Here is a 19,481-nt window from a genome sequence, read left to right as displayed (position 1 = left end):
TTGGCCCTGCCGGCGGGATGACCGTATGGTAAGGTGGTAGGAATGAAAAGTACGTATGCTCTGGCTATGACGGCGCTGCTGCTGCTGGGAATCGGCGGCTCGGTGGCCGGGTACCGCGCCGCGGTGAACAAGGTGACTGCCCACGAAGCTCACGCCGAAGCCGGCGCCGGTGAACATGCAGAGGGCGGCGACAAGGCTGCAGCCGGCGGTGCAGCCGCTGGGGGTGAAGGTGCAGCCGGCGCCTCGGAAACGGCGACCCAGGAAGGCAGCGGAGCGGAGACGGAAACCTCCACCCCTGGACAGGGTGAGCCCGATACCGCTGCCCCCGAGGACGGCGCCCAGCAGGATCAGCTGACCGAAGGCGAGCTGGCCGCCAAGGAAGAGTCCGACGCCGCCACCACCACCCAGCAGGACGTGACCGACGCCAATGCCACTGCCGCGGCCACCGCGACGGGCGACGCGGCCGCCGGCCAGCAGTTCTTCGCTGGTAGCTGCGCCGGCTGCCACGGCGCGGAGGGTCAGGGCGGCATCGGCCCGGCCATGAACGCCCACGCTACCGGCTGGTCCCAGCCCGAATTTGCCCAGACCCTGCGCGAGGGCCTCTCGCCCCGCGGCGAGCTGGCCGCCACCATGCCCCGCTTCAGCGAGGAGCAGTTGTCCGACGCCGACCTCAACAACATCTACGCCTGGGTACAGACCCTGAAATAAACGCGCAGCGCTCTAGCAGCCGGCCCCAGCACAGCAGCTGAGGCTGGCTGTTCGCTTGTTGCTCTGCCCCGTACCGGTCCCAGTGCCGGTACGGCTTCAGCGCTCCGGCACCGGCAGGGCCGCCAGTGCTCCGGCCAGCGCCTGCATGCCTTCTTGCAGACGCGGGCCGGGTCGCCCCAGTCCACTTTCGGGAATACACACCACCGGGACGCCCAGGCCACGGGCTTCCATCACCTCAGGGCGCAGTTTGCTGACCCCACACCACGAGCATGTCATCAGGTCGGGCGCACTGGCCCGGACCTCGTCGAGCGTGAGGGGACTGCTGCGGCCCGGCCGCTTGGCAAAGGCATTCTGGGCGCCCAGGTCGCGCAGCAGATGCGTCACCCAAGAGTCGCGGGTCGCGGCTATGATCGGCCGGGGCCACCACTCCACCATGACGCGCGGTGGCCTGGGCCAGGCAGCCAGTGCCCGGCGGCTGCCACGGGCGGCGGCCTCCAGCCCGGCCAGGAAACGTTCCGCCTCCTGCTCACCACGCTGCGGACATCCCACTGCCTGCGCCACTTGCCGGATGTCGGCAGCGATGTCCTGCGGCGAGATGGGGTCCAGCACCAGCACCGGCAGGCCAGCTTCCCGGACCGCCTCCACCACCCGCTCCAGGCCGGGCACGCTCAGGCTGGCCAGCACCAGGTCGGGGCGCGCCTGCACCAGCTGATCTACCCGGATGTCCTGGTCCGGCCCCAGGCGCACGGCACGCTCCAGGCCAGGACTGTCCGAGTGGCTGTCCACGGCCACCACCTGGTCCAGCAGGCCTAGCACTTCCAGGATTTCGGTGTTGCTGCACACCAGCGAGGCCAGCCGCAGCGGGCCTGAATGACCTGGGGTCTGACGGGAGAACATGACCCAGTGTAGGTCCCCGCTGCGCGTCCTGGAAGGGGGATAGGACAGGTCAGCGCCGGCGAGGGAGCTTCCGGCAACGCATAAGGTGGGCAGTGCTACACTGAGCGCCGTGCTCGCACAAGTTCTTCCCCTGCTGACTGCGCTGCTGGCTGTTGGGGTTCTGGGGTACGCTGCAGCCGACGCCAATCAGGCGCTGATGGCTGCTGCGGCCGTACTGCTGGCAGCCCTGACCACCTCGCTGAGCGGGCCTATCCGCTGGGCAGCGCTGCTGGCCTACCCGGTAGCTTTCCTGGGCTACATCCTGCTGTTTCCCGAGCAGCTGGCGGCTGAAGACCTGCTGACTGCCACGCTGGTGCTGGCGGGACTGTTTCTGATTATCTACCGCGAACAGCTGAATATCAGCGACCTGCGCTGGCAGCGCCGGACCGTACACGCGCTCCGCAGTGGCAGCGAACGACTGGCGCAGGCGCAGACCGCCCAGCAGGTAACCGAAGCCGGCGTGGAAATGATTTACGAGCTGGGCCTGGCCCCCAACCTGGCTTACCTGGCCTACCGGGGGGGCAGCCCGCAGATTCTGGCGGCCCGTGGGGCGTTCGTACCGTTTACCGGGCAACCCATTTTTCCCAGTCACAACGACAGCCGCTCGGTGCAGGCCGACCACTGGGTGGTGGAAGAAGCGCTGGTGCGGCTGCCCCGCAGCGAACGCACCCGCTTTCTGGCGGTGCCGGTCAACAACCGCGATACCCAGCACCTGGGCACCATCTTGCTGGCGCGGCCGAGCAACGCCGACTTTCACCCGGATAATATGGGGGTGCTGCAGTCGTTCGCGCGGCTGCTGGGAGCGCAGCTGGGGCAATTTGCCGCCATCGACGAACTGCGCGAGGCCCGCGACCTCAGCCTCAAGGCGCTGGGCGGCACGCTGGAGCAGCGCGACGACGAAACTGGCGGCCACACCGGCCGGGTGGTGGACCTCAGCCTGCGCCTGGGCCGGGCCCTGGGCTTCAGCGAAGCCAAGCTGACCGCGCTGCGCTGGGGCGCCTACCTGCACGATCTGGGCAAGATTGCCATTCCCGACGCCATTTTGCACAAGCCGGGCCTGCTGACCCCCTCGGAGCGCAAGGTGATGGAGTCGCATACCAAGGTGGGCTACGACCTGTTGCAAAACCTGCACTTTTTGCCCACCGAGACGCTGGACCTGGTGCGCTACCACCATGAGAAGTGGAACGGCAGCGGCTACCCGGCGGGTCTGCGCGGCTACGACATCCCCGAAACGGCCCGCGTGTTCAGCATTGTGGACGTGTACGACGCCCTGACCAGTGAGCGCCCCTACAAGGAAGCCTGGAGCCAGCAGCGTGCATTGCGGGAACTGCAGGACCAGGCGGGCAAGCACTTCGACCCCCACTACGTGGACGTCTTCTTGCGGATGCTGCAGGAAGAGGGGGACGGCGGACTGCTGCAACAGTGAGTGAGCCCGGCTCTCAAAACTTGCAGGGCCTGTCCCCTGCGGTGCAGGAACAGGTTCGGGCACAGGCCCGCCGACTGGCCACCGAGCTGGCACTGCACCCGCACCACAGCCCCGAATTCCGCCGGGTGGTGGCTGCCGTGCAGGCCATAGGGGCACACGCGCAGCAGCAAGCGGCTCGGCGGGGCCGCGCTGCACTGCCGGCAACGGTTGAGCCACAGGTACTTGCCGAACTGCGCCGGCTGGTGGGGCGCCTGCAGCCGGCCCGGCCCGGGCTGCTGGCACGGCTGCGGGGGCACAGGCCCACAGCTCCCACCCCCGAGGAGCATGCTCAGCTGGCGGCCCAGAGCGCCCCACTGCTGGAGAGCCTGTACCGCAGCCAGGACCACTTGCGGCGGCAACAAGCGGCCCTGGGCGGCGAGCTGCACCGGTTGGAAAGCAGTCAAGCCAAGCTGGAACAGGCACTGGCTTTGGCCGCCGAGCTGGACCACCTGCTGAGTGTCAGCCTCCCGGACCTGGAAGCCAGGCAGCCCCTGCACGCCGCCGTAGTGCGGGACGAGGCGCTTTACGCCGTGCGCGGCCGGCACACCGACCTGAACACTGCACTGGCAATCACGGCGCAGGCCCGGCTGGCCCTGGACCTGGCCCAGCAACAAGCTGCGGGGCTGGACGAGCAGCTGGAGCGGGCGGCTGCCGGTGTGGTCACGGCGCTGAAGCTGGCCCGGCGGGCCTCGCAGGCGGCCGCACTGCGGGCACAGGCGGCCCAGGCCAGCGAGCAGCTGCACACGGCCCAGCAGCAGTTGGCGGCGGCTCCTGGCCCGGATGAGCTGAATACCGCGCTTGCCCAAGCCTACGCTGCACTGGACCAGCTGGAACAACTGGAGAACAGGGCCACCCACCTAGAGCGCAGGGGCCCGACCTGACCCAGACCCCGCAACTCAGATTTCAGGTTCCTGGCCCGCCGGCCCAAGCCTGCGCCGTAGCAGCACTGTGGCCGGTTCCGGCACGAACCCCAGCGCCCGGTTGACCGCCAGCATCGGAGCATTGGCCTGATGGTTCATGGTATCCGCCGAGCGGTAACCACGTTCCTGCGCCGCTTCCAGGGCTGCCAGCTTGAGGGCGTAGGCCACTCCTCTGCCCTGCCACTGCGGCTCTACTCCGGTCAGCCCGGTACGCAGCGTGCCGGGCAAGCTCCCTTCAAACAGCTCGGTCAACCCCACCCACTTGCCACCCGGCGCCACCGCGACAAACACCAGGGCGGAGCCGTAGCGCTCAGCAGCACGTGCCTGCCAGACCTCGAAGGGCCAGGGGCGGGAAGCTACAGCGCCCGGCACTGCGGCCAGCCGCGACACCACCAGGTCATACAGCCGCCTCTGCGCCGCTCGCGACGTAGAGAATTCGCCCAGGCCCGCCGCCCGTGTGGCCTGCTCCAAAGGGAGGATGCAGATTCCTGCAGCCCGCACCGCTGCTGCTTTGTCCGCCGCTTCCGCAACATCCAAGCGGGTCAGGTCCAAGTGGCTGCTGAACATACGGCCATATTCGGTAAAACCGCAGTCCAGATGGGATGCCAGTTCAGGCCGGTCCTCCCGCACGCGGGCAATGAGCATGGCCGCTTCTTGCAGGTCACGCGCCTGCCTGACTCCCAGGTCCAGCAGCCGGGGCAGCAGCTCAGGATGCGGTGTGCCGACACGCAGCTGCAGCCAGCCGGGCTGATTCTCGGCGCGGGGCGTTTCCAGTTCCAGCACCCCTATCCGCTGCCCTCCACTGCCGCACACCCAGAACCGCCGGCTCACTTCTTCGGAGGTCCGCAGCCGGTCGCGCTCGGCCAGCTCGGCGGCACTGCGGGGGCTGTCCGGCCGCCAGAGCGTGAGCGCCTCAGCCCAAGCGGAGAGGTCTGGTGTGGCGAGGGGGTGCAGGGTAAGCGCTTCCATGCTCCAGTTTGCCAGCACGGCCGGGCAGGGGAATCCGCCAAGTGGCGTAGCGTGGTGCCCCTCCTGCTTCCGGGGACTGCTACAGTTTTGCCTTCCACCGTGCAGGGTCTCAATGGCCGGTGCGCCTGCCAGCTGGGGCACCTATACTCGACTTCATGACCTTCCCAAATCATTCGCAGCCGGACGGTTCACAGCCGGCCGACCCGCAGGCCGACAATCCCTTGCTGGACATCCAGTTCCAGATTCCCTTCGACCGGCTCAAGCCCGAGCACGCCCAGCCGGCCATTGAGACCCTGCTGGACCAGTCCCGCGCCGCGCTGGAGCAGCTGGCGCAGGCGGAAACCCGTGACTTTGCCGGGTTCATGGACGACCTCGACCGCCTGACCCGCGAGCTGGATACGGCCCGCACCGTGGTGGGACACATGGACAGCGTGGTGGCGACCGACGAGTGGCGCGCTGCCGAGCAGGCCATCTTGCCGGGCGTGACCGAGTTCTACACGTCGCTGGGCCTGGACGCCGGGCTGTGGCAGGCACTCAAAGCGTATGCCGAGACGCCGGCCGCGCGGGAGCTGGACCCGGTGCGCGCCCGCTTCCTCAAGCTCACGATGGACGAGTTCCGCCGGGGCGGCGCCGACCTGCCGGAAGATGACAAGGCCAAATTGCAGGAGCTGAACGCCGAGCTGGCGCAGGTCACCAACACTTTCGCCAAAAACGTGCTGGATTCTATCGCCGCCTTCGAGCTGTACGTGCCGGCTGAGCGGCTGGCCGGCGTGCCGCAGCGCGTGCAGGACGCCACCCGCGCCGACGCCGAAGCACGCGGCAAAGAGGGGCACCGCCTCACCCTGCAGGCGCCCACCTTGCAGCCCATCCTCACCTACGCCGACGACCGTGAACTGCGCCGTGAACTGTGGCAGGCCAACGGCATGGTGGGCCAGCAGCCGGAGCGCGACAACCGCCCGCTGATTCGCCGCATTCTGGCGCTGCGGCGCGAAAAGGCGCAGCTGCTGGGCTACCGCAACTTCGCTGACCTGGTGCTGGAAGACCGCATGGCCGGCTCGGGCGAGGCAGCGCTGAACTTCGAGCGCGACCTGGAAGCCAAGACCCGTCCCGCCTGGGAGCGCGAGAACGCCGAGCTGGAAGCGTATTACCGCAGCAAGGCCGGCGCCGACGCCCCAGCGCTGGCCCACTGGGACCTCGCCTACTGGGCCGAGAAACAGAGGCAGGAAAAGTACGCTTTCGACTCGGAGGAACTGCGCCCCTACTTCGAGCTGAACAGCGTATTGGCGGGCCTGTTCGAAATCGTGCAGCGGGTATTCGGTATCACCGTGCGGGAGGCGCAGGCCCCCGGCTGGCACCCCGATGTCAAGTACTACGACATCTTTGCTGAAGGCGGTGAACACATCGCCAGCTTTTATACCGACTGGTTCCCGCGCGACACCAAGCGCGGCGGCGCTTGGATGAATGCCTTCAGCACCGGCGGCCCGCAGGAGAGCGGCTTTGTTCCCCACCTGGGGCTGATGTGCGGCAACATGACCCCCCCGGGCAAAGACTCGCCCGCGCTGCTGTCGCTGGACGAGGTGGAAACCGTGTTCCACGAGTTCGGGCACCTGCTGCACCACGCCTTGAGCCGGGTGGAGGTCCGCAGCCTCAGCGGCACCAACGTGGCCTGGGACTTCGTGGAGCTGCCCAGCCAGATTATGGAGAACTGGGTGTGGCAGCGTGAAGCGCTGGACCTGTTTGCCCGGCACTACCAGACCGGCGAGCGGCTGCCCGACGACCTGTTCGCCAAGATGCTGGCCGCCCGCAACTACCGGGCCGCCAGCCTCGCCATGCGGCAATATTCCTTCGGCCTGACCGACCTGAGCCTGCATGTGGAATACGACCCGGCCAGCGACCTGGACCCGGTAGCCTACGCCCGCGAAACCATGGGCCGCTTCCACGCCCTGCCGCTGCCGGAGAACTACGCGATGGTGGCGCAGTTCGGGCACCTGTTTGCCGACCCGGTGGGCTACGGCGCCGGCTACTACTCGTACAAGTGGGCCGAAGTGCTGGATGCCGACGCCTTTTCGCGCTTCGAGCAGGGCGGCATCTTCAACCGTGAGACGGGCCGCGAGTTCGTGGACCGGCTGCTGGGCCAGGGCGGCAGCAAGGACCCCGCCGAGCTGTACCGCGACTTTATGGGCCGTGACCCGGACCCGGACGCGCTGCTGCGCCGCAGCGGCCTGCTGTAAGGGCAGAAAGCGAAAAGGCAGAAGGCGTGGAGGGAATCCTCCATGCTTTCTGCTTTTGCCTCTGCGTTCCTTACCGCCTTACCCCAGCCGCGCTTTCCAGTCTTTTTTCAGCGCGGCGTACTCTGCGTTGGCTTCGGCCTCGTCCCATTTCGCCTTGAAAATACGGGCGGCTTCGGCCTTGACCGGGTCCTCGGGCTGGCGCGGCAACTCCTGGCGGCCATGGGCGCCCGACTGCCCCTTTTTATCTTCCGGCACCGGGCCGTCGTACTTTTTGCCGCCCTTGTGGTTGGCGTAGCGGCGGGCGCGGGTAAAGCCCATCTGCAGGAATTTGCGGGCCATATCCGCACCCACGAAATCACCCTGCGCCAGATAGTCCAGAAACATCGCGTAGATTTTCTCGCTGCTCTCCTGCGCCTTGTCGGGCGTGGCAAAGCGCCAGTGCGGCAGAATTTCGGCCTTGTACGGCTGCACCAGCAGCACGCCCTGTTCGCCCCGGCCCACACGGTACAGCTCCGGCTGCTCGCGCAGGTCCAGCTCGGCATAGTTCAGGTCATAGTCGAAGTCGCGGTCCGACTTTTTCTGTGGGCCTTTGGACACCCGTTCTTTTTCGGTCACTTTTCCTCCCGGTAACTGATGAACTCCAGCAAGGAACCGTCCGGGTCGTAGAAATACACACTCTGGCCCTCGCCCTTGGCCCCAGGCCGCCGCACCGGTCCGGAACTCACTTCCACTCCCCGCGCAGCAAGATGCACTTGCGCCTCGGTGGCGCTTCCCTCCCACTCGAAACACAGGTCCGAATTGCCCGGTTGCACCGGCAGACGGGCCACCTCCTGCACTTCCAGCCCTGGCCCATGTACGTTCAGCTGCTGCCCGCCGATGCGGTAAACGAAGCCTGAACCGTGCGGCACCACCTCGGCGCCCAGAACATCGGCGTAGAAGCGGTTTGACCGCTCCCAGTCACTGACATGAATCACCACATGGTCAAGTTTCAGCACGCTGCCGTCTCCTTTACCAAAAAGGCCCGCCCCGGTGGGCAGGCCCTGAGTTATTGCTCCGCGTTTTAGCGGTTGCGCATGTACTCGTCGTCCATCATGGCCTGCAGCATCCAGCGGATCTTGTCCATGGTGGCCGCGTAGCCGTTGTACAGGTCGGCGGTGGCGGGGTCGTCGTTCTCGTCGGCGGTGAGGCTGTCGTCGCGGAAGCCCTTGCTCACGCGGGTCAGGTCGCTCACCAGGTCCTGCACCTGGACGTAGGCGTCACGTACGGTTTCGGTGGGCACCTGCACCACGCTGTAGCGCTCCAGGTCGCTGGGAGCCGCCACCGGGCTGCCGCCCAGGGCCACCAAGCGCTCGGCCTGCTCGTCGATGGCGGGGAAAAACATGTCGATGAACTCGTCATAGGCGGGGTGCAGGTCGCGGAAGTAGCGGCCTCGAATGTCCCAGTGGTACTTCTTGAACTTCAGGTACAGGCAGATGGTGGTGGCGAGGTTGCGCTGCAGGGTTTCAGCCACCGCGCCGAACTGCTCCTCGGAGAGGTAATTGTGGTCCACCAGCGTGTTGTGCTGGACATCCATGTGAGCAGCGTCGGTCTCGGTCGGCTGAGACTCGGGCTGAGCTGCCTTGGCCTTCTTGGCCTTGCCTGCGTCGGCTTTGAGAGCAGGCTTCTTGGTGTCTTTCTTCACTTTGGTCATACGGTCAGAATACGCCCCAGCACAGCCGGTTCTCCACGGTCTGCGCCTGCACCACACCATCCGTCAAGAGCTCCTTAAGGTGAGCGGCCACCACGGCGCGGTTGAGCAGCAACGGGCCCATCTGCCCCATGCTCACGCCGGCCCGCGCAGCCACCCGCGCCAGAATGTCGTCGGTGCCGGCGGCGCCCTCTCCCACAGCGTCCAGCACCCAGGCGGTGGTCTGGGCATAGGACTGCAGGTTTGCCCCGGCCAGGGCCGTCAGGTCGCCGGACGGCTCTCCATGCCCTACCAGCACGGTGCGGACACCCCTCAGCTCCCCCAATGCCTGGGCCGAGGCTTTCTGCGCAGCAGAATCGGCGCAGAAGGTCAGGGGATGCTTGCTCAGGGCTTCAGGGCCGAACAGGGCGTCGGCGGCGTACAGCACGTCATCCACACGCACGGCGAACATCTGCACGGCGTGGCCGGGCACCGCCAGCAGCTCCACTGCGGCCCCGCCCAGCGTGTGCGGGCCCGCGTCCAGCTCCTGTGCGGGCGACGCCGGGGCCAGCAGGAACTTGTTCTGCAACTCGGCGGGGGGCATAGCCCCGTACAGCGACAATGGCTCCAGCAGTGGATGACGGATGATGGCGGCTTCCAGCGGCGGCGCATATACCGGCAGGTCGGGATGCTTTTTCAGGATGTGGGCATTGCCGCCATGATGGTCGGCGTGCGAATGGGTGTTCAAAATGGCTGCTGGCGCGAGCCCCTGCGCTTCCAGCCCGCGCAACAGCTTGCGTGCCTGGGCATCGTCCAGGCCGGTGTCCACAATCAGTGCCCCACCTGCGCCATTGTCCACAGCCACACTGCTGACGGCTCCGCCCAGCCACCACACCCGGTCCGATATCCGCTGTAAGGTCATACGCCAGTGTAAGGCTCAGGGGCGCAAAGCGGAAAGCAAAAAGCAGAACGTATGAGAACCTGTCCATACGTCCTGCTTTTGGTCTGCCCCTCTGGCTCAGCTGTTGTGCAGCACGTTCATGATGTCGCCGTCTTTCATTACGTACTCCTTGCCTTCGGTGCGCACCCAGCCCTTGGCCTTGGCATTTGCCCAGCCGCCGGCTTCCACCATCTTGTCCCATTCGATCACTTCGGCGCGGATAAAACCTTTTTCCAGGTCGGTGTGAATCTCGCCGGCGGCCTCGGGGGCCTTTTCGCCGTTGCGGATGGTCCAGGCCCGCACTTCCTTTTCACCGGAGGTGATGAAGGTGATCAGGCCCAGGGTGTCGTAGCCTACCTTGACCAGCTGGTCCAGGCCGGACTCCTGCACGCCCAGCTCCGTGAGAAATTCGCGGGCTTCATCCTCAGGCATGGCGGCCAGCTCACCCTCAATCTGGGCACTGATCTTGACCACCAGCGCCCCCTCGCGCTCCGCATACTCGCGCACGGCCTGCACATGCTCGTTCTCCTCTGTCAGCTCATCTTCGCCCACGTTGGCCACATAAATGACCGGCTTGGTGGTGATCAGGCCGAAATCCTTGGGCACTGGCATATCGTAGCTGCCGGCGCGGGCGGGCTTGCCCTCACCCAGTACGGCGATAATCTGCTCGGCCAGCGACGCCAGGGCTGCCGCCTCTTTGTCGTTGCCCTTGGCTTTCTTCTGCAGGTTCGTCAGGCGCTTTTCCAGCCCGGCCAGGTCGGCCAGGATCAGCTCGGTGTTGATGGTTTCAATGTCGTCCACCGGGTCCACCCGGCCCGCCACGTGAATCACGTTGTCGTCCTCGAAGCAGCGCACCACATGGGCGATGGCGTCCACCTCGCGGATGTTCGCCAGGAACTGGTTGCCCAGGCCCTCGCCCTTGCTGGCGCCCTTCACCAGACCGGCGATGTCCACGAACTCCACATAGGTGGGAATAATCGGCGGTACCCGGTCCCCCTTGGTGAACACCTGGCTCAGCGCACTCAGGCGCTCGTCGGGCACGGTCACGCGGCCCACGTTCGGCTCAATGGTGGCGAAAGGAAAGTTGGCCGCCACCGCGTTGGCGCGGGTGATGGCATTGAACAGGGTAGATTTGCCGACATTCGGCAGGCCCACGATACCGATGGCGAGGTTAGACATGGCAGTCCCCCAGGTTCTTTGGTGCGTTGATGACAGGATTCTTCACAGCTGACCAGTGTATCAAGCCAGGCAGTGAATCAGGAGCAGTGCGTAGGACCATAAGGCAACAGAGCGCCCAGGAGCACAGGCCAAACGGCACCGCGAAACCGCTTATCAGTTCTCCGCGTCCATGGGCACTTCCCCAACCTGCGGCAGATAACGGCGAATGGTCCGGCGAATGGCATCCGTATGCTGATAGATATCAGTCACTTGGTCCAGCGAATAACGCGTCTCCGACCTCCCCTCACCATCAAAAATGCCCACAGCCAGCTTTTTGGAGTTGAAATAGAGGCGACAGATAGGCTTGCGGTTGTTATCGTCGAAAAGAACGCCACAGTAGCTCTGAACATCTCGCATGACGATGCGCTGCACTTGCGTTTCTGCTGCACCAATAAGTAGCTTCCGGGTGTAGACTAAGTCATCAGACGACTTGACCCCCAACTGACTCCTGAAGACGAAACTCGGCTCCAGCAATTAATGTTTTCGACTGATGTCCTTCCATGTGAGCGCAAACGGTACTTTGCCCTCTGGCATGCTCACCAGGGACTATCCTCCTACAAGATTGCAGGCATGGGTATCCTGACTGCTACCCGCGTACGTCGTGTCATTACCCTTTACCGCGAAGGTGGCCTAGATGCGCTCAAAGAGCGCATCCACCCTGGAAGCAAGAGTCAGATTACGCCTGAGATTGGCGAAGATTTGAAACGGCTGATTGCTCAAGATGACCGAGTGTGGACCGCCAAGACAGTGGGTGAATATCTCGTCCAAGAACATGGCATACACCTCAAACACACGGCTATTACGGACCAGCTCCATAAGCTGGGACTGACTTGGCAGCGTACCCGCTACGTCGTTGCTGGACAAGCTGACCCAGAGGAAAAAGCCAGGTTCAAGGAAAACCTTGAAGTGGTAAAAAGGGGGCCAAGTTCGGCCTCCTGAAACTTCTTTTCCTCGACGAAGCCGCTATTTGGTTGACTCAACCCAATACCTATAGCTGGCGACCTATTCAGCAGCCCCTCCGTGTACCCACGAGTAAAGCTCGTGGTATCCGTGCCCGATTGAACTTAATGGGAGTTGTGGAATATGGGTCTGGAACAGTGTTTTACCGAGAGATAGAGGGAAATACTACAGGTCAGGCCGTTGTGGATTTCATCGAGGTTCTTGCTGCTGATGCGAATCCAGAATGTCCTACGGTTGTCCTTGTGGACCGAGCAAGTGTGCACACTTGCTCGGCAGTGAACCAGCAACGGAAGAGGTGGCAGGACCTCGGTCTCATCATCGCCCATCTCCCCGCCTACAGCCCTGAACTCAATGATATGGAGCCCCAGTGGCGACACCTGAAATATCAAGAGTTGCCAGAACGCCACTACCAGAACAAAACAGATTTGCGAAGGGCAGTTGGTGGAGCCAACTGGGGAATTGCAATATGATGCAATCTACACCTGGAAGCTACTTAGCACGAATGATTAGGAACGCTTCTTGCTCTTCGGGGGTTGTTTCCACTTCTTGGACCGTATCGCTTGCCACCATGACCTCCTCCTCATCCAACTGAGAAGGAGCAACATCTCCTGTGACAGACATAGATTGCCCATTTGAATTCCCCAATACTCCTTTAAGCCGTTCGCTAAATACGTCACTCAGATGAGCCTGATAGGCTTTCTCGATAAAAGGGATAAATTGAGCGCGAATTTTCGCAGTGACTGCCCCCGGATAAACATGACCAATCAGCAGCCGAGAAAATTCATCGCTCGGCTGGCTCAACTCACCAGCTAGTGCACGCTTTAATTCACGGACATATTTCAACTCACTGGCAGTACTTAAGATATTACCTTCATCAAACTGGCTTTTACTAAATTTACGTAATTCTTCTAGGTCGCCATCACGCAGACTCTGAAGATCAATTTTCAAAAAGGGTTGTTGATCCATCTTATTCGGCGCATCAAGATCTGTAAAGAACCAATACTGAACGCCGTTGGTCAGAACTGCAAAGCGGGTATCAGTTACATGAAAATAGCGAAACAACTGCGAATACTGAGCATCTTTCAGATTGCAGTCATGGGCCTTGCACTCAAAAATCATGGGTAGTGGCTGCATCAACGTGACAAGTTGTATCGGTGGAAGGCCAGAGTCAGGCTGGCTTCGAGCATTTCGTCCGTCTTCGAGAAAGACAACGACTTACGAACAAGCCGACCCAGCCGCTGTCTCAGCGTGCAGTTCAATCGTTCGACATGATTCGTTTCTCCCTTCCGGGTTAGCCGCTTTACCCCCAAGAGCGGTTCATCGTAGGCTCGCCACAGATCGGTGCAAAACGTCCCTTTCAGTCGCTGCTCAAGGGACAATGGTAAGCGTTCCCAGAGCTTGAACGCTGTTTGCTCACTGCGGTCACCCAATACCCAGGCCAGCACCCTGCGGGTGCTGCGCTCCAGGGCAATCCAGATCCACCTCGTCTGTTTTTTCTTGGCAACGAAGGTCCACATTTCATCCAGCTCAATGACCACTTCTTCTGGAGGTGTCATGCAGACTGTACCAGTCTGCATCACTTCACGGGCCCCTTTTTTATCCACCGGATCACGGTGTTGCGGTGAACACCAAAGACGCGCTGTACTCCTCTCAGACTCATCCGCTCGTGGACAGCATCAAGAATTTGTTGCCGGGTCGCTTCACTGTGCGCTATAGGGCGGGCCTCCGGGTGGAAACGACGGCCACAACCCTTACATAAGTAGGTCTGGGTGCCATTTTTGGCCTTCCCATTTTTGACAGTGTGTGTGCTTTGACAGGCTGGGCACTCCGGCATCCTGTCAGTAGATCACGTTGGTACAGCCACTACCAAATCATGATCGGCTTGCCATCTTTGAGAACAGCATAGTCGACCTTCTCCCCCTTTTTGAGTCCCACATCAGCCACCAATTCGGGAGTCACTTCAGATGGGTCAAAAACGCTGTAGCCCAATTCTTGGATAAATGGCAACGTAAAAGCGTGCTTGGTGGCTTCTTCTGTAACAATGTTAGAGCGCTGCTGAAGCACTCGCTCAGCCAGATCACGGATGCGGTCAGAGAAATCTGCAGTATTCATACTTACCTCTGATTGCATGCTAGAGGGAAAACAGCCCGTTCTCTGAACATTTGCACAGATGAAGGTACTCCAAATAGTCACATCTGCCGTAAGTCGACTTGATGCCTCCTCAAATGCAAAAGCGATTTGCCGAGAGCACGCCTGGAATCCATACGGAAATGAGGCCACCCGCTATAGGTGGCCTCATTCCTTTAGGGCTATTTACTGCTCGACTTCCACCATCTCGCTGGCTTCGATCACATCGCCTTCCTGCACCTCGTCCCAGTCCAGGTTGATACCGCATTCCAGGCCCTGGCGCACTTCACGTACGTCGTCCTTGAAGCGCTTGAGTCCGGCCACGGTGCCCTCGAACACGACTTCCTTCCCACGGGTCACGCGGGCTTTGGCCCCGCGCTTGAACAGGCCGTCGGTCACGTACGAGCCGGCGATGTTGCCGGTTTTGGGGTGGCGAATCACCATGCGGACCTCGGCGCGGCCCAGGTACTGCTCCTCGTACACCGGCTCCAGGTTGCCCTTGATCAGGCGGTCCACCTCGTCAATCATCTCGTAAATGATCCGGTAAGACTTGAGGTCGATTTCTTTATTCTCAGCGGCCTTCTTCACGGCACCACTGGGCACCACGCTGAAGCACAGGATGGTCGCGTCGGCGGTGCTTGCGAGCAGCACGTCGCCTTCGGTGGGCGCGCCGATGCCGGCCAGCATCACGTTCAGCTTGACGTCGTCGGTTTCCTTTTTGGCCAAAATGCCCTGAATGGCTTCTAGGCTGCCCTGGGTATCGGCCCGCAGAATCAGGTTGACGGTGTGCGCCTCGCTCAGCGGACCGAGGATGTCGTCCAGACTCAGCCGGGGCTTTTTGCGGGCTTCTTCCTCGTCGCGGCGCTGCTCCTGACGCTGCGCCACCAACTCGCGGGCTTCGTGCTCGTTACTGGCGCTGGCAACCAGTTCACCGCTGCTCGGCGCCTCGCTGAAGCCCAGAATCTGCACCGGAGTGCTGGGGCCAGCGTCCTTGATACGCTTGCCGGCACTGTCGGTCATGGCCTTGACCTTGCCGTAGTTCTCGCCCACGACCAGGAAATCCCCGACTTTCAGGGTGCCTTCCTGCACCATCACAGTGGCCAGCACACCCGCTTGCTTGTCCACGCGGCTTTCGATAATCACGCCGCCGAACTTGCCTTTCGGGTCGGCCCGCAGGTCTTCCAGCTCGGCCGTCAGGGAGATGTATTCCAGCAGGTCTTCTACGCCCTCACCGGTGCGGGCGCTGACCGGCACGGTAATCACGTCGCCGCCGTAGTCCTCCGGGACCAGGTTGATGGTGGTCAGGTCGGCCTTGACACGCTCGGGGTCGGCCTGGGGCAGGTCCACCTTGTTGATGGCGACCAGCATCGGCACCCCTGCGGCCTGCGCGTGCGCGATGGCCTCGCGGGTCTGGGGCATCAGCGAGTCGTCGGCGGCAATCACGATAATCGCGATATCGGCCACGTTGGCCCCGCGTGCCCGGATGGTGGTAAAGGCTTCGTGGCCGGGGGTGTCGATGAATACGACCTTGCCCCGGCTGGTCTGGGCTTCGAAGGCCCCCACGTGCTGGGTGATGCCGCCAGCTTCCTTGGCCGCCACCTTGCTGCTGCGGATGTAATCCAGCAGGCTGGTCTTGCCGTGGTCTACGTGGCCCATGATGGTCACCACAGGGGCACGGTGCGGCAGTTCGGCACGGGCAGCAGTGGCGGCCTGCTCGGCCGCTTCCTCGGCTTCCAGTGCGGCCAGCTCGGCCAGTTCCTCGGCGGTCATGCCGCTGTCTGCAGCAGGAGCCGCAGTGGCAGGAGCCTGGGCAACCTGCTCAGGCTGAACCTGAGTCTGGGGCTGGGGCGTCTGGGTTTGGGACGTCTGGGCAGCTTCAGCCTCGGTGCTGGCGCCAGCACCAGACTGCGCCGCACGGCTGCCACCCTCGGCGATGATGCCTTTAATCAGCTCCACGGTGTCTTCTTCGATGGTGCTGCTCACGCTTTTGTAGCTGACACCCAGGTCATCGAGGATGCTAAGCATCTCGGCATTGTCGATGCCAAGTTCCTTGGCAATGGTATAGATACGGACTTTGGACATAGCTCACCTCCGGGTGAGGAAAAGTTGAAACGGGCGGGGGGCGCTTACATGGCCCAGTCCTTGCAGAGCAGGGAGAACCGCCAGGGAATACAGGTCATGACATAGGTTCTGGTTGGAGTTCGGGTTGGGCAAAAGGTTCCGGTAGAGGTATAGGGGCAAGCGGGGCGCGGCCGATCAGCTGCTGTGCCAGGGGGCCGGTCAGCTGTTGTGCCAGGGCGGGCGCAGCGGCTCCGAAGGCGCGGCGCAGGCGCTTCTCGGTCCAGCAGCCAGGAGTATCGGCGCACAGGTACCGGCCTCGTCCGGGCAGTCGCCGCACGCTGGGCCCGGTCAACTGCCAGCCCCCGTGCGGGGCCGGGGTCAGCCGCAGCAGTTCCGCCTGTGGGCGGGCGCGGCGGCAGGCCACGCAGGTCCGCAGCGGCACGTGGGCTGCCAGGACCGGAGTCGCCGGGGGATCAGCCCTGCGCGTCACCCTCGCCCTGCTCCCCATCCGCGGGCACCTCTTCGCCGCCGGCATCTACCGAGATGGCAGGCTTGCTGTCGGCAAACAGAGCGTCGAAGGCCGAGGTGTCGCGGCCCGACTTGCCCTCCCCTTCAGCCTCGACCGCCTGCTTCATGGCCTCATCCAGGTCGCTGATGGCAGCCGTTTCGCGCAGGTCGATTTTCTGACCCGTCAGCTTGGCGGCCAGGCGCACGTTCTGCCCGCCCTTGCCAATCGCCAGCGACAACTGGTCTGGAGTCACGGTGACGGTAGCGGTGCCGGTTTCCTCGTCCAGGTCAATGGGGCCGACCTTGGCGGGGCTCAGGGCGTTGCGGATGAATTCGCGCTGGTCTTCGTCCCACAGAATCACGTCCACGCGTTCGCGGCCCAGTTCGCCGGTCACTGCCTGGATACGTCCGCCACGGTGGCCGATGCAGGCCCCGATGGGGTCCACGTTCGAGTTGTTGGAGAACACCGCCACCTTGGAGCGCTGGCCGGCTTCACGGCTGACCGCCTTGATTTCCACCACGCCGTTTTGCACTTCAGGGATTTCCTGGCGCAGCAGGTAGTCCAGCAGGCGCTCATCGGCACGGCTGGCCAGAATGGTCGGGCCTTTGGGCGTCTTGCGCACTTCCTTGAGGTAAATCTTGACGCGGTTGCCAGGAGTCAGTTTTTCACCGGGAATCTGCTCGCGGGGCGGCATAATCGCTTCGCCGGCGCCCAGTTCCACGAACCAGTTGCCCTTGTTGTCGCTGCGGACCACCTGCGCGGTCAGCACCTGGCCCTCGCGGTCCTTGTACTCGTTGTAGACCACGTTGCGCTCGGTTTCGCGCATCTTCTGGGTCAGGGTCTGCTTGGCGGCCTGCAGGGCAATGCGCGAGAACTGCTCACGCTCGACCGGGAACTCCATTTCCATGCCCACTTCCACGCCAGGGTCCAGCTCCAGCGCTTCGGCCAGCGAGATTTGCATGTTCTCGTCTTCGACCTTTTCGACCACTTCCTTGATAATCAGCACTTCCAGTTCGCCGCTCTGGGGGTCGAGATGCACTTCTACCCGCTTCTCGGCGTCGATGTTGCGCTTGTAGGCCAGCGCCAGCGATTCCTCGAAGGCTTCGATCAGCTGAAGTTCGTTGATGTTGCGTTGCTGCGCCACTTCACGCAGCGCGTCGGCAAAATTGATGTCTTGCGACATGGCAGAGGGGTCCTTTCTGGGAGAGGAGGCCAGCAGCTTGCGGCCTCCGGGAAAAAGCTCAGCGGTGCTCGCTGGGAAACTCGGCCAGGTTGGCCTTGATGTCGGCAATGCGCAGGGTCACGTCGCCCTGGCCGGGCACGTCGAAGGTGACCGTTTCACCGCTGACCGCCTTGATAGGCGCAGTAAAGGCGTGCTCGCCGCCGCGTACCTTGGCCTTGAGGCCCAGCATCCGCTCGAAGTGCCGGGTCCGCAGCAGGGGCCGCTTGGCTCCCGGCGACTCGACTTCCAGGCGGTACTCGCCCCCGATAGGGTCGGCTTCGTCCAGCCAGAGGCTCAGGCGGCGGGTGGCCCGCTCGATGTCGTCCACCGATACAGGCTGTTCGTCGGCGCGGTCTATCCGCACCAGCAGCACCGGACGGCCTGACGCGTTTTGCATCTGCACTTCCAGCAGCTCGTATTCGCTGCCCAGCTGCCCAGCTATTTGGTGTTGTAGTTCTGAGTTGTTATTCATATGTCTGGCCCGGGGAGGGCCACGCTCACCTCCTCCACGAAAAAAGGTGGGCTCCCTCGCCCACCTCCCGTTCGAGGTCTGAGAACGTCAGTATAACAGGCTGCCCCTGGAGCGCCAAAAAAAGCGGCCTCCGCCTCTTTTGGCAGCTCTTGCCGGCTTCCTTCTTTCCACTCCAGCTCCGCGCCAAAGAGTTAGGCCAGAGACCTAAACAGTGTCGCCCACTGGAGGCATGGCCGAGAAAGCCGGCGAAATCACGATGCGGTCCTCCTGAATGCGGGCCAACTCCGCTTCGGCGGGGGCTTCCAGGCGGCGCATGGTACTGAGCGAACTGCCTTCGGGCGAGCGGGCCAGGGCGTCGGCTATGCGAATCTGTGCGCTGGCGATGGGCCGCGCCCACACGATGGCCGAGGTATTGCCGTAAGCGCCCGCGTGCGCCACCCCGCGCAGGGCCCCCATCACGATGATGTCGCCGCCGGCCACGATTTCCACACCAGGGTTCACGTCGCCCAGCACCACCACACTGCCGCCGTACTCGCGCCGGAATCCCGAGCGCAGCGAGTGCGGCAGAATCACGGTGCGGTTGGGGTCCTCGGAAGCGGTCGCGGGGCTCTCGTCGCGGGCACGGACATCGGCAGCTACCGGAGCTGGCGCCGATACCGACACGCGGGGCGCACGGACCCGGTTGACCCGCCCCCCCGAGCGGGCAATCACGCTGATGGCGTCGGCCACTGCGTCGGGGGCGGTGTCGCCCTGAATTTCCAGGGTCACGTTGACCCGCGCCAGATTCTGACTTTCCAGGCTGCGCCGGACGCTGGCGCCGGTGTCTCCCGGTTCCAGCACAATCATCAGGCCGCCGTGTGTTTCTCGCTGCTTCACCCCGCCATCTTAGTCCAGGGCTGCCCTGCTCAGGCAAAACCCGGTAGGGCCACCTCCAGCGCGGCCCGCCCAGGCGCACCACCCCGGTGGATGAGGAAGACACCAAAGAACCGCCCCTACCAAATGGCTGGCAAGCTACGTAAGGTAAAAGTCGCTCCGCAAGAGAAATACGGTGGACTATTTATTTTTTTGCGCCTCAATA

At 63.3% G+C, this 19,481-nt stretch carries 22 protein-coding genes; 6 read left to right on the top strand and 16 right to left on the bottom strand.

Annotated features, from left to right (window positions below; translation table 11 throughout):
- Positions 1-66: 66 nt before the first annotated feature.
- Entirely contained in the window at positions 67-708 is a 642-nt protein-coding gene (locus DEIPR_RS03870; RefSeq protein ID WP_169310670.1) for a c-type cytochrome, read from the top strand.
- Between the two features lie 96 nt (positions 709-804).
- Here the strand turns inward: DEIPR_RS03870 and DEIPR_RS03865 are convergent, their stop codons facing one another.
- Entirely contained in the window at positions 805-1,605 is an 801-nt protein-coding gene (locus tag DEIPR_RS03865; RefSeq protein WP_013614521.1) for a helical backbone metal receptor, read from the bottom strand.
- Positions 1,606-1,714: 109 nt separating this feature from the next.
- On the opposite strand from DEIPR_RS03865, the gene DEIPR_RS03860 reads away from it, so the two are divergent.
- Both DEIPR_RS03860 and DEIPR_RS03855 read left to right on the top strand, forming a co-directional pair.
- Positions 1,715-3,070 carry an HD-GYP domain-containing protein gene (locus tag DEIPR_RS03860; RefSeq protein WP_041221936.1) on the top strand — a complete coding sequence of 452 codons (1,356 nt, stop codon included), beginning with the start codon at positions 1,715-1,717 and terminating at the stop codon, positions 3,068-3,070.
- Positions 3,067-3,990, top strand: coding sequence for a toxic anion resistance protein (locus tag DEIPR_RS03855; protein ID WP_013614519.1), 924 nt, complete (start codon positions 3,067-3,069; stop codon positions 3,988-3,990). Before DEIPR_RS03860 ends, DEIPR_RS03855 begins: the two co-directional genes overlap by 4 nt.
- A gap of 15 nt (positions 3,991-4,005) precedes the next feature.
- On the opposite strand, the gene DEIPR_RS03850 is transcribed toward DEIPR_RS03855, so the two are convergent.
- Positions 4,006-4,998, bottom strand: a complete 993-nt coding sequence (locus DEIPR_RS03850; RefSeq protein WP_013614518.1) for a GNAT family N-acetyltransferase — start codon at positions 4,996-4,998, stop codon at positions 4,006-4,008.
- 155 nt (positions 4,999-5,153) lie between these two features.
- Between DEIPR_RS03850 and DEIPR_RS03845 the strand changes: the two genes are divergently transcribed.
- Positions 5,154-7,229: a M3 family metallopeptidase gene (locus DEIPR_RS03845; protein WP_013614517.1), complete on the top strand. Its 2,076-nt coding sequence runs from the start codon at positions 5,154-5,156 to the stop codon at positions 7,227-7,229.
- A 78-nt stretch (positions 7,230-7,307) separates the two neighbouring features.
- Here DEIPR_RS03845 and DEIPR_RS03840 read toward each other — a convergent pair whose 3' ends face one another.
- The 6 genes from DEIPR_RS03840 to DEIPR_RS03815 form a co-directional block, all read right to left on the bottom strand.
- Positions 7,308-7,844, bottom strand: a complete 537-nt coding sequence (locus DEIPR_RS03840; protein WP_013614516.1) for a DUF4385 domain-containing protein — start codon at positions 7,842-7,844, stop codon at positions 7,308-7,310.
- Positions 7,841-8,224 carry a VOC family protein gene (locus DEIPR_RS03835; RefSeq protein WP_013614515.1) on the bottom strand — a complete coding sequence of 128 codons (384 nt, stop codon included), beginning with the start codon at positions 8,222-8,224 and terminating at the stop codon, positions 7,841-7,843. The genes DEIPR_RS03840 and DEIPR_RS03835 overlap by 4 nt, the downstream gene beginning before the upstream one ends.
- A gap of 65 nt (positions 8,225-8,289) precedes the next feature.
- Entirely contained in the window at positions 8,290-8,919 is a 630-nt protein-coding gene (locus DEIPR_RS03830; RefSeq protein ID WP_013614514.1) for a Dps family protein, read from the bottom strand.
- Positions 8,920-8,923: 4 nt separating this feature from the next.
- Positions 8,924-9,817 carry an MBL fold metallo-hydrolase gene (locus DEIPR_RS03825; protein WP_013614513.1) on the bottom strand — a complete coding sequence of 298 codons (894 nt, stop codon included), beginning with the start codon at positions 9,815-9,817 and terminating at the stop codon, positions 8,924-8,926.
- Between the two features lie 96 nt (positions 9,818-9,913).
- The gene (gene ychF, locus DEIPR_RS03820) at positions 9,914-11,014 is read right to left on the bottom strand and encodes a redox-regulated ATPase YchF (protein WP_013614512.1); all 1,101 of its coding nucleotides are present in this window, start codon (positions 11,012-11,014) and stop codon (positions 9,914-9,916) included.
- A 153-nt stretch (positions 11,015-11,167) separates the two neighbouring features.
- Positions 11,168-11,425, bottom strand: coding sequence for a hypothetical protein (locus tag DEIPR_RS03815; protein WP_148231768.1), 258 nt, complete (start codon positions 11,423-11,425; stop codon positions 11,168-11,170).
- A 198-nt stretch (positions 11,426-11,623) separates the two neighbouring features.
- Here DEIPR_RS03815 and DEIPR_RS03810 point away from each other — a divergent pair, with 198 nt between their 5' ends.
- Together DEIPR_RS03810 and DEIPR_RS14870 are read left to right on the top strand one after the other, a co-directional pair.
- Complete coding sequence (locus DEIPR_RS03810) at positions 11,624-11,992, top strand: winged helix-turn-helix domain-containing protein (protein ID WP_169310663.1); 369 nt, start codon at positions 11,624-11,626, stop codon at positions 11,990-11,992.
- Entirely contained in the window at positions 11,989-12,483 is a 495-nt protein-coding gene (locus DEIPR_RS14870; RefSeq protein ID WP_083801527.1) for a transposase, read from the top strand. Before DEIPR_RS03810 ends, DEIPR_RS14870 begins: the two co-directional genes overlap by 4 nt.
- Before the next feature lie 19 nt (positions 12,484-12,502).
- On the opposite strand, the gene DEIPR_RS03800 is transcribed toward DEIPR_RS14870, so the two are convergent.
- From DEIPR_RS03800 to DEIPR_RS03765, 8 genes are all read right to left on the bottom strand, one after another.
- A complete protein-coding gene (locus tag DEIPR_RS03800) occupies positions 12,503-13,132 on the bottom strand; it encodes a type I restriction enzyme HsdR N-terminal domain-containing protein (protein WP_169310669.1) in 630 nt (209 codons plus the stop codon).
- Positions 13,133-13,146: 14 nt separating this feature from the next.
- Positions 13,147-13,847, bottom strand: a protein-coding gene (locus DEIPR_RS03795) for an IS1 family transposase (RefSeq protein WP_148231767.1) whose coding sequence is annotated in 2 segments (ribosomal slippage) — positions 13,147-13,613 and positions 13,613-13,847 — 702 coding nt in all. Because the reading frame shifts where the segments join, the coding sequence is not laid out codon by codon here.
- A gap of 29 nt (positions 13,848-13,876) precedes the next feature.
- Positions 13,877-14,125, bottom strand: coding sequence for a hypothetical protein (locus DEIPR_RS03790; protein WP_041221933.1), 249 nt, complete (start codon positions 14,123-14,125; stop codon positions 13,877-13,879).
- Positions 14,126-14,326: 201 nt separating this feature from the next.
- Positions 14,327-16,222, bottom strand: coding sequence for a translation initiation factor IF-2 (gene infB, locus DEIPR_RS03785; protein ID WP_013614511.1), 1,896 nt, complete (start codon positions 16,220-16,222; stop codon positions 14,327-14,329).
- 94 nt (positions 16,223-16,316) lie between these two features.
- On the bottom strand, positions 16,317-16,691 hold the full coding sequence (locus DEIPR_RS03780) for a DUF448 domain-containing protein (RefSeq protein WP_245532719.1): 375 nt from the start codon (positions 16,689-16,691) through the stop codon (positions 16,317-16,319).
- Positions 16,675-17,892 carry a transcription termination factor NusA gene (nusA, locus tag DEIPR_RS03775; protein WP_013614509.1) on the bottom strand — a complete coding sequence of 406 codons (1,218 nt, stop codon included), beginning with the start codon at positions 17,890-17,892 and terminating at the stop codon, positions 16,675-16,677. Before nusA ends, DEIPR_RS03780 begins: the two co-directional genes overlap by 17 nt.
- Before the next feature lie 58 nt (positions 17,893-17,950).
- A complete protein-coding gene (rimP, locus tag DEIPR_RS03770) occupies positions 17,951-18,403 on the bottom strand; it encodes a ribosome maturation factor RimP (protein ID WP_013614508.1) in 453 nt (150 codons plus the stop codon).
- A 204-nt stretch (positions 18,404-18,607) separates the two neighbouring features.
- Positions 18,608-19,279, bottom strand: coding sequence for a septum site-determining protein MinC (locus tag DEIPR_RS03765; RefSeq protein WP_041221932.1), 672 nt, complete (start codon positions 19,277-19,279; stop codon positions 18,608-18,610).
- Between the last annotated feature and the right edge of the window lie 202 nt (positions 19,280-19,481).

Source organism: Deinococcus proteolyticus MRP (assembly GCF_000190555.1).
Taxonomy (GTDB): domain Bacteria; phylum Deinococcota; class Deinococci; order Deinococcales; family Deinococcaceae; genus Deinococcus; species Deinococcus proteolyticus.
This window is presented reverse-complemented; position numbering and strand designations above follow the sequence as displayed.

Bases quoted from the DNA above. Each gene is read 5' to 3' on its own strand.
- DEIPR_RS03810 (WP_169310663.1), top strand. From the start codon at position 11,624: ATGGGTATCCTGACTGCTACCCGCGTACGTCGTGTCATTACCCTTTAC.
- DEIPR_RS03825 (WP_013614513.1), bottom strand. From the start codon at position 9,817: ATGACCTTACAGCGGATATCGGACCGGGTGTGGTGGCTGGGCGGAGCC.
- DEIPR_RS03790 (WP_041221933.1), bottom strand. From the start codon at position 14,125: ATGAATACTGCAGATTTCTCTGACCGCATCCGTGATCTGGCTGAGCGA.
- nusA (WP_013614509.1), bottom strand. From the start codon at position 17,892: ATGTCGCAAGACATCAATTTTGCCGACGCGCTGCGTGAAGTGGCGCAG.
- DEIPR_RS03850 (WP_013614518.1), bottom strand. From the start codon at position 4,998: ATGGAAGCGCTTACCCTGCACCCCCTCGCCACACCAGACCTCTCCGCT.
- DEIPR_RS03845 (WP_013614517.1), top strand. From the start codon at position 5,154: ATGACCTTCCCAAATCATTCGCAGCCGGACGGTTCACAGCCGGCCGAC.
- infB (WP_013614511.1), bottom strand. From the start codon at position 16,222: ATGTCCAAAGTCCGTATCTATACCATTGCCAAGGAACTTGGCATCGAC.
- DEIPR_RS03865 (WP_013614521.1), bottom strand. From the start codon at position 1,605: ATGTTCTCCCGTCAGACCCCAGGTCATTCAGGCCCGCTGCGGCTGGCC.
- DEIPR_RS03800 (WP_169310669.1), bottom strand. From the start codon at position 13,132: ATGATTTTTGAGTGCAAGGCCCATGACTGCAATCTGAAAGATGCTCAG.
- ychF (WP_013614512.1), bottom strand. From the start codon at position 11,014: ATGTCTAACCTCGCCATCGGTATCGTGGGCCTGCCGAATGTCGGCAAA.
- DEIPR_RS03830 (WP_013614514.1), bottom strand. From the start codon at position 8,919: ATGACCAAAGTGAAGAAAGACACCAAGAAGCCTGCTCTCAAAGCCGAC.
- rimP (WP_013614508.1), bottom strand. From the start codon at position 18,403: ATGAATAACAACTCAGAACTACAACACCAAATAGCTGGGCAGCTGGGC.
- DEIPR_RS03870 (WP_169310670.1), top strand. From the start codon at position 67: ATGACGGCGCTGCTGCTGCTGGGAATCGGCGGCTCGGTGGCCGGGTAC.